At 55.7% G+C, this 12,415-nt stretch carries 11 protein-coding genes; 2 read left to right on the top strand and 9 right to left on the bottom strand.

From position 1 onward, the window contains the following. Positions 1 to 40: 40 nt before the first annotated feature. The 7 genes from CWM54_RS11255 to tkt form a co-directional block, all read right to left on the bottom strand. The gene (locus CWM54_RS11255) at positions 41 to 799 is read right to left on the bottom strand and encodes an oxidative stress defense protein (RefSeq protein WP_061153341.1); all 759 of its coding nucleotides are present in this window, start codon (positions 797 to 799) and stop codon (positions 41 to 43) included. A gap of 89 nt (positions 800 to 888) precedes the next feature. Further along, positions 889 to 1,524: an arginine exporter ArgO gene (gene argO / locus CWM54_RS11250; protein WP_008806450.1), complete on the bottom strand. Its 636-nt coding sequence runs from the start codon at positions 1,522 to 1,524 to the stop codon at positions 889 to 891. Between the two features lie 151 nt (positions 1,525 to 1,675). Next, the gene (locus CWM54_RS11245) at positions 1,676 to 2,533 is read right to left on the bottom strand and encodes a small-conductance mechanosensitive channel MscS (RefSeq protein ID WP_061153340.1); all 858 of its coding nucleotides are present in this window, start codon (positions 2,531 to 2,533) and stop codon (positions 1,676 to 1,678) included. Positions 2,534 to 2,724: 191 nt separating this feature from the next. Beyond that, positions 2,725 to 3,804, bottom strand: a complete 1,080-nt coding sequence (gene fbaA, locus CWM54_RS11240) for a class II fructose-bisphosphate aldolase (RefSeq protein WP_008806452.1) — start codon at positions 3,802 to 3,804, stop codon at positions 2,725 to 2,727. 97 nt (positions 3,805 to 3,901) lie between these two features. Beyond that, positions 3,902 to 5,065, bottom strand: a complete 1,164-nt coding sequence (pgk, locus tag CWM54_RS11235; RefSeq protein ID WP_039102545.1) for a phosphoglycerate kinase — start codon at positions 5,063 to 5,065, stop codon at positions 3,902 to 3,904. Positions 5,066 to 5,104: 39 nt separating this feature from the next. Beyond that, the gene (gene epd / locus CWM54_RS11230) at positions 5,105 to 6,133 is read right to left on the bottom strand and encodes an erythrose-4-phosphate dehydrogenase (protein ID WP_061153339.1); all 1,029 of its coding nucleotides are present in this window, start codon (positions 6,131 to 6,133) and stop codon (positions 5,105 to 5,107) included. Positions 6,134 to 6,518: 385 nt separating this feature from the next. Continuing rightward, positions 6,519 to 8,510: a transketolase gene (gene tkt / locus CWM54_RS11225; protein ID WP_100697101.1), complete on the bottom strand. Its 1,992-nt coding sequence runs from the start codon at positions 8,508 to 8,510 to the stop codon at positions 6,519 to 6,521. 279 nt (positions 8,511 to 8,789) lie between these two features. Between tkt and CWM54_RS11220 the strand changes: the two genes are divergently transcribed. Further along, positions 8,790 to 9,548, top strand: coding sequence for a M48 family metallopeptidase (locus CWM54_RS11220; RefSeq protein WP_012540572.1), 759 nt, complete (start codon positions 8,790 to 8,792; stop codon positions 9,546 to 9,548). Between the two features lie 124 nt (positions 9,549 to 9,672). On the opposite strand, the gene CWM54_RS28585 is transcribed toward CWM54_RS11220, so the two are convergent. Continuing rightward, on the bottom strand, positions 9,673 to 9,837 hold the full coding sequence (locus tag CWM54_RS28585; protein WP_165785923.1) for a hypothetical protein: 165 nt from the start codon (positions 9,835 to 9,837) through the stop codon (positions 9,673 to 9,675). Positions 9,838 to 9,925: 88 nt separating this feature from the next. Between CWM54_RS28585 and CWM54_RS11215 the strand changes: the two genes are divergently transcribed. Continuing rightward, the gene (locus tag CWM54_RS11215) at positions 9,926 to 11,194 is read left to right on the top strand and encodes an OprD family outer membrane porin (RefSeq protein ID WP_100697099.1); all 1,269 of its coding nucleotides are present in this window, start codon (positions 9,926 to 9,928) and stop codon (positions 11,192 to 11,194) included. A gap of 131 nt (positions 11,195 to 11,325) precedes the next feature. Here CWM54_RS11215 and speB read toward each other — a convergent pair whose 3' ends face one another. Beyond that, positions 11,326 to 12,246, bottom strand: coding sequence for an agmatinase (gene speB, locus CWM54_RS11210; RefSeq protein ID WP_002916572.1), 921 nt, complete (start codon positions 12,244 to 12,246; stop codon positions 11,326 to 11,328). Positions 12,247 to 12,415: the final 169 nt, after the last annotated feature.

Raw genomic sequence — 12,415 nt, 5'->3', positions numbered from 1 at the left:
AAAAGCCACTTCAGGGAAGTGGCTTTTTTGTTTCTATCGCTTACTGCGCTGGTTTCGGCTCTTCCGCCGGTTTCGCTGGCGCGGCGGCCTGAGCTGGCTGCAGCTCAAAGACCACGTCAACCTGGTCGTCAAACTGGATAGTCGCCTGCTCGTAGGTTTCCTGGGCAGAAACTGGCGCTGCGTCAGCGGCCTTCATCATACGAACCATCGGGCTCGGCTGATAGTTGGAGACGTGGTAACGCACGCTGTAGACCGGCCCCAGCTTGCTGTGGAAGCCAGCCGCCAGCTCCTGCGCCTGATGCACCGCGTCATCAATGGCCGCTTTACGCGCCTTATCTTTGTAGGCATCCGGTTGCGCAACACCCAGCGAAACGGAGCGAATTTCGTTCAGTCCCGCCTTCAGCGCACCGTCCAGCAGGCCGTTAAGTTTATCCAGCTGGCGCAACGTCACTTCCACAGTGCGCACCGCGCGATAGCCTTTCAGAATGCTTTTCCCGTTCTGATAGTCATAATCAGGCTGGGTACGCAGATTCGCCGAGCTGATGTCTTTTTTCGCGATACCGCTCTTTTCAAGGAAAGAGAGATACTGCGCGACGCGGTCGTCTGCCTGCTTTTTCGCCGATGCGGCATCTTTCGCCGCGACGTTCACTTCGATCGCCAGGGTGGCAATATCCGGAACCGCGGCAACGCTTGCTGTGCCTGAAGTCACAATGTGCGGACCGTCTGGCAATTCGTTTGCCTGTGCCGCCATTGTGCTAAATCCGAGTGCTGCCGCCAGGGCCAAGATTTTTAACTTCACTGTCGTTTCTCCATGTTACTTAAATCGCCCTTACGGGACGCATGCCAGCAAGCTTAGCGCGTACAGCAGGAAAGTCCATCGGACAACGCTTAGTTGAGCAACGCCAGGATATGGCCGACGCCCTCTTTTGCCAGCTGAAACGCAATAAACCACATGACGGCACCGACCACAATATTGATGATCCGCTGGGCTTTGGCGGTACGCAGCCGAGGCGCCAGCCAGGCGGCTAACAGCGCCAGGCCAAAGAACCACAGGAAAGAGGCGCTAATGGTCCCCAGCGCAAACCAGCGCTTCGGCTCCACCGCCAGTTGACCTCCCAGGCTGCCCAGCACCACAAAGGTATCCAGGTAAACGTGCGGATTTAGCCAGGTGACCGCCAGCATGGTGATAATGATTTTCCAGCGCCCCTGCTGCATCACCTCGGCGCTGGCGAGCTCAAGATTCTGACTGAACGCCGTTTTCAGTGCGCCGAAGCCATACCACAACAAAAAGGCCACGCCGCCCCAGGTCACTATCGCCAGCAGCCACGGGGATTGCATCAGCAGCGCGCTACCGCCAAAAATACCGGCGCAGATCAACAGCAAGTCGCTGACCGCGCACAGCAGGGCAATCATCAGGTGATACTGACGACGGATCCCCTGATTCATCACAAAAGCATTTTGCGGGCCAAGCGGCAAAATCATTGCCGCTCCCAGGGCAAGGCCCTGAAAGTAATAGGTAAACATAAGGATTTTTCCGCTGTGTTCGAGAGTGGCGCTGACTATAACGCGAATGGATTATTAGCGGAAATTGAAAGTATTAATCGTTAATTAGAGAAGCTAATAACACGCCATTAAAAAAGGCCGGCATGGCCGGCCTGAATCTGTCACTGGCGATTTACTCTGCTTTTTCCGGCAGGCGGACCACATGAACATCCATCTGCGGATACGGGAAACTGATGCCGTTGGCGTCGAAATCACGCTTAATACGCTCCAGCACGTCCCAATAGACGTTTTGCAGATCGCTGCTTTTGCTCCACACGCGAACCACGAAGTTCACCGATGAGGCGCCAAGTTCGTTCAGGCGTACAGTCATTTCGCGATCGCGCAGAATACGATCGTCAGATTCGATAATCGAGGTCAGCAGCTGCTTCACCTTGTCGATATCGGCATCGTAGGATACGCCAATGATAAACTCATTGCGGCGCGCCGGTTCGCGGGAGAAGTTAATGATGTTGCCGGCGATGATTTTGCCATTCGGCACCACCACGATTTTGCCGTCTGCGGTACGCAGGGTGGTGGAGAAAATCTGCACGTTCTGCACGGTGCCGGCGATGCCGCCGAGATCGACATATTCACCCGCGCGGAACGGGCGGAACATCACCAGCAGTACGCCTGCGGCAAGGTTCGACAGCGATCCCTGCAGCGCTAAACCCACCGCCAAACCGGCGGCACCCAGCACAGCAATGACCGAGGCGGTCTGCACACCGACCCGGCCCAGGGCGGCAATCAGGGTGAAGGCGATAACCGCGTAACGCACCAGCGCCGAGAGAAAATCAGCAACGGTGGCATCAATCTTACGCGCCAGCATCAGGCGGTTGACGGTGTTAGAGACGATGCGCGCCACGATCATCCCGATAATCAGGATAACGATAGCGGCAACGATGTTGACGGCATAGCTCAGCAGCAGCTCCTGGTTGCGTGCCAGCCACGTCCCGGCGTTGTTGATGCTATCGACAACGTTCAAATCTTCCATTTAACATTCCTTATGAATCCCCGAACGGGGAAGTAAATAACTCAGCCTGCAACAGGGCAGTCAGGTTATAGGGTAAACAATAAGTGCACGTTTTGCCAAATGGATCACAGTTTTCCTGCTCGCTATCCTGTTGTTAAAGTAATAAAAAAGCCCGCATTGCTGCGGGCTTCAGGGTAAGAAACAGATTTTTCTTACAGAACGTCGATCGCGTTCAGCTCTTTAAATGCCTGCTCCAGACGGGTCACCATGGAAGTCTGTGCAGCACGCAGCCATACGCGCGGATCGTAGTATTTCTTGTTCGGCTGGTCTTCGCCTTTCGGGTTGCCCAGCTGGCCCTGCAGGTAAGCTTCGTTCGTTTTGTAGTACTGCAGGATACCGTCCCAGGTCGCCCATTGGGTGTCGGTATCGATGTTCATTTTCACTACGCCGTAGCTGACGGAGTCTTTGATTTCCTGAGCGGAAGAACCGGAACCGCCGTGGAAGACGAAGTTCAGGCTGTTGTGCGGCAGGTTGTGTTTCTTGGAAACATATTCCTGAGAGTCGCGCAGGATGGTCGGGGTCAGAACCACGTTACCCGGTTTGTACACGCCGTGTACGTTACCGAAGGAAGCGGCGATGGTGAAGCGCGGGCTGATTTTGCTCAGCTCGGTGTACGCGTAATCCACGTCTTCCGGCTGGGTGTACAGGGCAGAAGCGTCCATGTGGCTGTTGTCCACGCCGTCTTCTTCGCCACCGGTGCAACCCAGTTCGATTTCCAGGGTCATGTCCATTTTGGCCATGCGCGCCAGGTACTTAGAGCAGATTTCGATGTTTTCGTGCAGGGACTCTTCAGACAGGTCGATCATGTGAGAAGAGAACAGCGGTTTACCGGTAGCGGCGAAGTGTTTTTCACCCGCGTCCAGCAGACCGTCGATCCACGGCAGCAGTTTCTTCGCGCAGTGGTCAGTGTGCAGGATAACCGGCACGCCGTAGTGCTCAGCCATCTGGTGCACGTGGTGCGCGCCAGAGATAGCGCCGAGGATAGCAGCACCCTGAGGAACGTCAGTTTTCACGCCTTTGCCCGCGATGAACGCTGCGCCGCCGTTAGAGAACTGAACGATAACTGGAGAACGAACTTTCGCAGCAGCTTCCAGAACGGCGTTGATGGAGTCAGTACCCACGCAGTTTACCGCCGGCAGAGCGAAGTTGTTTTCTTTAGCTACCTGGAACACTTTCTGAACGTCGTCGCCAGTGATGACGCCCGGTTTTACGAAATCAAAAATTTTAGACATGTTACTTAGTCCTGTATCTGTATCTTCGACCGTTGAAGAAGGTTCGCGAGCCCTTAAGCGCGCTGAAAAACAGGCGGGTTTCCCCGCCTGAACTGAATTACTGCTTAGCGCGCTCTTCGAGCATCGCTACTGCCGGCAGGACTTTGCCTTCGACGAATTCAAGGAACGCGCCGCCGCCAGTGGAGATGTAGGAGATTTTGTCAGCGATGCCGAACAGGTCGATCGCTGCCAGGGTGTCACCGCCGCCGGCGATGGAGAAACCTTCGCTGTCCGCGATAGCGTTAGCCACGATCTCAGTCCCTTTACGGAAGTTCGGGAATTCGAATACACCGACCGGGCCATTCCACAGGATGGTTTTGGCATTTTTCAGGATATCAGCCAGTTTCTGTGCGGAAACGTCGCCAAGGTCGAGGATCTGCTCTTCATCTTTAATGTCGTTAACAGACTTCAGGGTTGCAGTCGCGGTTTCGGAGAACTCAGTCGCCACGCGAACGTCCGTCGGAACCGGGATATCACAGGTGCTCAGCAGGCGCTTAGCTTCATCAACCAGGTCTGCTTCGTACAGGGATTTACCGACGTTGTGGCCCTGGGCAGCAACGAAGGTGTTGGCGATACCACCGCCGACGATCAGCTGGTCAGCGATTTTAGACAGGGAATCCAGCACGGTCAGTTTGGTGGACACTTTAGAACCACCCACGATAGCGACCATCGGACGAGCCGGCTCTTTCAGCGCTTTACCCAGCGCGTCCAGTTCAGCGGCCAGCAGCGGGCCTGCGCACGCCACGTCAGCAAATTTGCCGATGCCGTGGGTGGAAGCCTGCGCACGGTGCGCAGTACCGAAAGCGTCCATGACGAACACGTCACACAGCGCGGCGTATTTTTTGGACAGCGCTTCGTCGTCTTTTTTCTCGCCTTTGTTGAAGCGAACGTTTTCCAGAACCACCAGCTCACCGGCAGCCACTTCCACGCCGTCCAAGTAGTCTTTAACCAGACGTACCGGGTTGGACAGTTTGTCTTTCAGGTAATTAACAACCGGCAGCAGAGAGAATTCTTCGTTGTACTCGCCTTCGGTCGGACGACCCAGGTGAGAAGTAACCATGACTTTCGCGCCCTGCTTCAGCGCCAGTTCAATGGTCGGCAGAGATGCACGGATACGTGCGTCGCTGGTTACTTTCCCGTCTTTAACTGGTACGTTCAGATCCGCACGGATAAAAACGCGTTTACCAGCCAGATCCAGATCGGTCATCTTAATTACAGACATGGTGAATCCTCTCGTTGATTCATAAAGTTTTGTCGACGTTTACGCGTCGAACCTGAAACCAATAGCCGCCATCGCTAACGTCGTGTCGAGCATTCGGTTAGCAAAGCCCCATTCGTTATCGCACCAGACCAGCGTTTTGATCAGATGCGCGCCACTGACCCGGGTTTGCGTGCCATCAACAATAGCACTGTGCGGATCGTGGTTAAAATCTGTCGAGACCAACGGTAATTCCGTATAGTCAACTATACCATGAAATGCACCTTGTGCTGCTTTTTGCAGCAACTGGTTGACTTCACATGCTTTTACCGGTTTTTTCACCGTCACGCTCAGGTCAATTGCCGTCACGTTTATCGTCGGTACTCGCACGGCAATCGCTTCAAAACGGTCGTTAAACTGCGGGAAAATACGGGTGATCCCTGCCGCCAGTTTGGTATCCACCGGAATGATCGACTGGCTGGCCGCGCGGGTACGCCGTAGATCCGGATGGTAGGCGTCAATCACCTGCTGGTCATGCATCGCCGAGTGGATAGTAGTGACGGTGCCGGACTCGATGCCATAGGCATCATCTAACAATTTAATGACCGGAATAATGCAGTTGGTAGTACAGGAGGCGTTGGAGACAATGCGGTGCTCGGCGCGGAGCTCGTCCTGATTAACGCCATAGACCACCGTCGCGTCGAGATCGTTGCCGCCAGGATGGGAGAAAAGCACTTTCTTCGCGCCAGCCTGCAGATGGGCTTCGCCGTGTTCACGACTACCGTATACGCCGGTGCAGTCGAGCACCACATCTACCGCCAGCTCGCGCCAGGGCAACGCCGCAATGGTCGGCTCGTGTAACAGGCGGATGGCGTCATCGCCAACAAAAAGCTGCTCGCGCTCCTGGCGGACATCCCAGGCGAAGCGGCCATGGCTGGTATCATATTTCAACAAATGCGCGATACCCGCCGCATCAGCCAGCTCATTGATTGCCACCACGGTGATTTCCGCACGACGCCCGGATTCATACAAAGCGCGAACCACGTTGCGTCCTATGCGACCGAAGCCATTAATCGCGATGCGAATGGTCATAGATCTCCTGCAAGGCTAACCCTGTTTTGAGGTGGCTGACAGAGTAATCCAGCAACGCTCTGAGGGGAACCTTACCAGCTGCAAACTGCGACTGATTGATTAATTGTCGAACATTTAAACGACTGAAACGCTTCAGCTAGAATAAGCGAAACAAGGAATAAAAGGAATGTTTGTCCAGAGCAATAAACCAGCTATATGACTTATGTCACATTTTCTTTGGAATAATTCACAGTGCGGTTACATGTTCGAAGAATAGTGCATACAAAAAAGCCGGGTGGCGAGGTAAAAGCAAAACGGTAACCCAGGGGTTACCGTTTTTGGTTTTTGCACCCCCTCCTGTGGGAGAGGGTTGGGGTGAGGGCATCAGCCCGCACCGTACCAGCCATTACAGCAGTGCTTTGGCTTTAGCAACCACGTTGTCGACGGTGAAGCCGAACTCTTCGAACAGCTGCTCAGCCGGCGCAGACTCACCGAAGGTGGTCATGCCAACGATCGCGCCGTTCAGGCCAACGTATTTGAACCAGTAGTCAGCGATACCGGCTTCTACCGCAACGCGGGCAGAAACGGCTTTCGGCAGTACGGATTCGCGATAAGCGGCATCCTGCTTGTCGAACGCGTCGGTGGACGGCATGGAGACCACGCGCGCCTTCACGCCTTCGGCAGTCAGTTTGTCCCACGCGGCAACCGCCAGCTCTACTTCTGAACCGGTCGCGATGAAGATCAGCTCCGGCTGGCCGGCACAATCTTTCAGCACGTAACCGCCGCGAGCGACGTTTGCCAGCTGCTCTGCGGTACGCTCCTGCTGCGCCAGGTTCTGACGGGACAGAATCAGCGCGGTCGGGCCGTCGTGACGCTCTACGCCATATTTCCACGCAATCGCGGATTCAACCTGGTCACACGGACGCCAGGTGGACATGTTCGGGGTCACGCGCAGGGAAGCCACCTGCTCTACCGGCTGGTGAGTCGGGCCGTCTTCGCCCAGACCGATGGAGTCGTGGGTGTAGACCATCACCTGACGCTGTTTCATCAGCGCGGCCATACGTACCGCATTACGCGCGTATTCCACGAACATCAGGAAGGTGGAGGTATACGGCAGGAAACCGCCGTGCAGCGCGATACCATTGGCGATAGCGGTCATACCGAATTCACGCACGCCGTAGTGAATGTAGTTACCGGCAGTGTCTTCGTTGATCGGCTTAGAACCAGACCACAGGGTCAGGTTGGACGGCGCCAGGTCAGCGGAGCCGCCGAGGAATTCCGGCAGCAGCGGGCCAAACGCTTCGATGGCGTTCTGCGATGCTTTACGGCTCGCGATTTTCGCCGGGTTCGCCTGCAGCTTAGCGATGAATTCGTTGGCTTTGGCGTCGAAGTCAGACGGCATCTCACCTTTCATACGACGGGTGAATTCGGCCGCTTCCTGCGGGAAGGCTTTCGCGTAGGCAGCAAACTTCTCATTCCATGCGGCTTCTTTTGCCTGGCCAGCTTCTTTTGCATCCCACTGCGCATAGATGTCAGACGGGATGTCAAACGGCGCGTGTTTCCAGCCCAGCGCTTCGCGGGTCAGCGCGATTTCTGCGTCGCCCAGCGGTGCGCCGTGGGAGTCGTGGGTACCGGCTTTGTTCGGCGAACCAAAACCAATGATGGTTTTGCACATCAGCAGGGACGGTTTGTCGGTGACCGCACGCGCTTCTTCTACTGCGCGTTTGATGGCGTCAGCGTCGTGACCGTCAACGCCGCGCACCACGTGCCAGCCGTAGGCTTCAAAGCGTTTCGCGGTATCGTCGGTGAACCAGCCTTCAACGTGGCCGTCGATGGAGATGCCGTTGTCATCATAGAAGGCAACCAGTTTGCCCAGTTTCAGGGTACCGGCCAGGGAGCACACTTCGTGAGAGATGCCTTCCATCATGCAGCCGTCGCCCATGAAGGCGTAGGTGAAGTGGTCGACGATGTCGTGGCCCGGACGGTTGAACTGCGCCGCCAGGGTTTTCTCGGCGATAGCCATCCCGACCGCGTTAGCGATACCCTGGCCCAGCGGACCGGTGGTGGTTTCCACGCCCGCGGTGTAGCCGACTTCCGGGTGACCCGGGGTTTTGGAGTGCAGCTGGCGGAAGTTTTTCAGCTCTTCAATCGGCAGATCGTAGCCAGTGAGGTGCAGCAGGCTGTAAATCAGCATCGAACCATGGCCATTTGACAACACAAAACGGTCACGGTCAGCCCAGGCCGGATTGTTCGGGTTATGGTTCAGGAAATCACGCCACAGCACTTCGGCAATGTCAGCCATACCCATCGGGGCACCCGGGTGGCCGGATTTGGCTTTCTGTACAGCGTCCATGCTCAGCGCACGAATAGCGTTAGCAAGCTCTTTACGTGAGGACATTTTGACTCCAGTTCGGACTGTTGAAGGCCATGCCCTTAACGACTTGACGAGAGCGCGTTTTGGGCTACGCCGGAAAAAAGTGTGAACAATGTAACCCAAGCGACAAGTCATGTACATGGAGCATCCTTTTGCCCTTTAAGAAATCTCTGGAACAGGTTGTGCTACCCCGGAATCCGCTCGCCCGCATCCTGCGATACTCTTTATAATTTACGCAGAATACGGTTCCCTGCCGTCGCCGTATTTTCGGATAAACAACCATAAGATTGTGGAAGATAAAAAATGAAAATTCGCTCAACCGTACTTGCTCTTGGGATCGCAGCAACCCTCACCGGATGTCAGAACATGGACTCCAATGGTCTGCTCAGCTCAGGCGCCGAAGCCTTCCAGGCGTACTCCCTCAGCGACGCGCAGGTGAAAACCTTAAGCGACCAGGCCTGTAAAGAGATGGACGCCAAAGCGAAAATCGCCCCGGCCAGCAGTGAATACAGCCAGCGTCTGAGCAAAATCGCGACCGCGCTGGGCGATAACATCAATGGCCAGCCAGTGAACTACAAAGTCTATGAGACCAAGGATGTGAACGCCTTCGCGATGGCGAACGGCTGCATCCGCGTTTACAGCGGGCTGATGGACCTGATGAACGATAATGAAGTTGAAGCGGTTATCGGCCACGAAATGGGCCACGTTGCGCTGGGCCACGTGAAGAAAGGCATGCAGGTCGCGCTGGGCACCAACGCCGTGCGTGCGGCGGCGGCCTCCGCCGGCGGAATCGTCGGCAGCCTGTCGCAGTCGCAGCTGGGCGATTTAGGCGAAAAACTGGTGAACTCGCAGTTCTCCCAGCGTCAGGAATCGGAAGCGGATGACTACTCTTATGACCTGCTGCGTAAGCGCGGCATCAATCCGTCGGGACTGGCCACCAGCTTCGAAAAACTGGCCAAGCTGGAAGCCGGTCGTCAGAGCTCTATGTTTGACGATCACCCGGCCTCCGAAGCGCGCGCCCAGCATATTCGCGATCGCATGAAAGCCGACGGGATTAAATAATCGACAGCGGGAGGCATTATCGCCTCCCTTTTTTATATCCCTGTAAAAATATTTAGCCGCATGAATTGATAACTTAAGCGCACAAACCGTTAATTATTGTTGCACCTCGTCACAGCCAATTATTTTAATCGCTGCCACTCAGCAAAATATTATTTGGTAAATAAAAACCGGTGTACACAATCCGCCTTTCAGAACCGCGTTCCTCCAGATAATAAATAGTCCACCCCTCTTCGCCAAACGCAGCCGGCGTGCGCCACACAGCTTGTTTCCTGGCGATACCATTGCTCACACAATGATTGCTTTCGACATTATTTCAGGAGAATATCGCGACTGCAGTGATTCCCTTGAATATATCGACAGACAGAGAAGTGCCTTCAGTGAAAAAAGAATTATCGTTAATCGCACTCGGCATTATTGCCGCCGCACCGACTTTCGCCAGCCAACAATCCGCCAGTCAGGGCTTTATTGACGACAGCCATCTGGATCTCTTTTTGCGTAACGCTTATATCAAACGTGATTATCGCGATGGGTTGCCGGATAAAGCCGAATGGGGCCAGGGGATTATCGCCACCTTCGAATCGGGCTTTACCCAGGGGCCGGTCGGCTTCGGCGTGGACGGTATCGCCCAGTATGCGGTGCGCCTTGACGGCGGTCGCGGGCGCAGCGGCGCGGGCGGTATCGACTTTTTCGCCCAGGATGACGACGGCCGCGCAAAATCCGACCTCGCGAAATTCGGCGCCACCGGTAAAATGCGCTTCTCAAATACCGTGCTCAGCTACGGCAACCAGCGCCCGATGCTGCCCATCGTCTACGCTGACGACTCACGCCTGCTGTACGAGAGCTATACCGGCACCATGCTCACCTCGCGCGAAATCGACGGCCTGGAAATTAACGCCGGTTATCTCACCGACCAGCAGCGCAAAAGCGACGACAGCCATAACAGCGGCCTGAAAAGCCTGACCTTCGGCGGGGCCAGCTACCAGTTCAACGACCAGCTCAGCGGCACGTTGTACGCGTCACACGTCGAAGATGTGCTGAACAAACAGTATCTTGGCCTGAACTATAAGCAGCCGTTCGCCGCCAACCAACAGCTGGTTCTCGATTTCAACGGCTATCACTCACGCCTGGATCAAGAATATGCCGATGCCAATGACACCGGGCGCAGCAACAGCATCTGGAGCCTGGCCGCCAGCTACATCTGGGATATTCATACCTTTAAAGTCGCTTATCAGCAAAGCAGCGGCAGCACCGGTTACCACTACGGCGGCTACCAGAACCAGGGCGGCGTCGGCGATGGCGGGAACACCATCTGGCTGGCCAACTCCTACTGGTCTGATTTTAACGGTGAAGATGAACGCTCCTGGCAGGCATCGTACGGACTGGATTTTGCCGGGCTGGGATTACCGGGGCTGACCTGGACCACCGCCTACGTGCGCGGTGATAACATTAAAACTTCAGAGACCAGCAACGGCAAAGAACACGAATGGTTCAACCAGGTTCAATACCAGGTGCAAAACGGCGTGGCGAAAGATTTGAAATTCAAACTACGCTATTCGGTGCTGCGCGTTTCCAGCAACGCCAGCGACTATAACGTCAGCGGGAATGAAGTCCGCTTCTACGTCGAATATCCGTTTAACGTGTTTTGACGCGATAATGACCCCTCTCCTGCGCGCCGGCCCTCTCCCGGCGCGCAGGAGCACTCGCCCGGCGCCTTGATAACCCCTCTGTGCCGCGCGCAACCCTCTCCCGGGAAGGGAGAGGGTCGGGGTTACCCGGTTTATTCGCCCTTCTTCGCCGCCTGGATATAGAGCATTTCCAGAGCGAGGGTCGCCGCCGCCAGAGCGGTGATTTCGGACTGATCGTAGGCCGGAGCGACTTCCACCACGTCCATCCCAACGATGTTCAGATCCTTCAGGCCGCGCACCAGTTTGATCGCCCGGTCTGAGGTTAACCCGCCGATAACCGGGGTCCCGGTGCCTGGCGCAAACGCCGGATCCAGACAGTCGATATCAAAGGTCAGGTACACCGGCATGTCGCCGACGATCTGCTTCACCTGGGCAATCACGTCATCAACGCTGCGGTCATTGACCTGGCCGGCGTCCAGCACCGTAAAGCCATTATCTTTGTCGAACTCGGTACGGATACCGATCTGCACGGAGTGGTTCGGATCGATAAGCCCTTCGTTCGGCGCGGTGTAGAACATGGTGCCGTGGTCGAACTCGCAGCCGTTGGCGTAAGTGTCGGTGTGGGCATCGAAGTGCACCAGCGCCATTTTACCGAAGTGCTTAGCGTGGGCGCGCAGCAGCGGCAGGGTAACAAAGTGGTCACCGCCGAAGGAGAGCATGCGCTTGCCTGCCGCCAGCAGTTTCTCGGCGTGGGCCTGCAGTTTCTCGCTCATTTCGCGCGCGTCACCGAAGGCGTATACCAGATCGCCGCAGTCCACCACGTTCAGGCGTTCGCGCATGTCGAAGTTCCACGGGAAACGGTTGTGCTCCCAGGCGAGGTTAGTGGAAACCTGACGGATCGCCGCCGGACCATGACGGCCACCCGCGCGCCCGGAGGTCGCCATATCAAACGGCACGCCGGTGATGACCCAGTCCGCATCGCTTTCATACGGCATGAAGTTCATTGGCAAACGCAGAAAGCCAAAGGCGTTGGATACCAGGGAGTTATCGTATTGATGACCTAAAGTGCTCATGGATATGACCTCTTCTCGCAGTCGTGGAACGTAAAAAATAAGTATAAAAAAACCCCTCCGCGTCGTTAGGCCCGACGAGGAAGGGTTTGATAGATAAATCGCTTATTGGCGTGAATTATCGCCGGTAATGCATACGGGTTCAAGTGAGTATCGCATTCAGCCGGATGAC

It is taken from the genome of Klebsiella sp. D-Nf1 (genome assembly GCF_002810515.1).
Classification (GTDB): Bacteria; Pseudomonadota; Gammaproteobacteria; order Enterobacterales; family Enterobacteriaceae; genus Klebsiella; species Klebsiella variicola.
Note: the sequence above shows the minus strand (reverse complement) of the source record. Positions and strands in the feature narration are given on the sequence as shown.

Excerpts from the sequence above, each read along its gene's own strand:
- argO (WP_008806450.1), bottom strand. The coding sequence starts at position 1,524 with ATGTTTACCTATTACTTTCAGGGCCTTGCCCTGGGAGCGGCAATGATT.
- CWM54_RS11245 (WP_061153340.1), bottom strand. The coding sequence starts at position 2,533 with ATGGAAGATTTGAACGTTGTCGATAGCATCAACAACGCCGGGACGTGG.
- fbaA (WP_008806452.1), bottom strand. The coding sequence starts at position 3,804 with ATGTCTAAAATTTTTGATTTCGTAAAACCGGGCGTCATCACTGGCGAC.
- pgk (WP_039102545.1), bottom strand. The coding sequence starts at position 5,065 with ATGTCTGTAATTAAGATGACCGATCTGGATCTGGCTGGTAAACGCGTT.
- epd (WP_061153339.1), bottom strand. The coding sequence starts at position 6,133 with ATGACCATTCGCATCGCGATTAATGGCTTCGGTCGCATAGGACGCAAC.
- tkt (WP_100697101.1), bottom strand. The coding sequence starts at position 8,510 with ATGTCCTCACGTAAAGAGCTTGCTAACGCTATTCGTGCGCTGAGCATG.
- CWM54_RS11220 (WP_012540572.1), top strand. The coding sequence starts at position 8,790 with ATGAAAATTCGCTCAACCGTACTTGCTCTTGGGATCGCAGCAACCCTC.
- speB (WP_002916572.1), bottom strand. The coding sequence starts at position 12,246 with ATGAGCACTTTAGGTCATCAATACGATAACTCCCTGGTATCCAACGCC.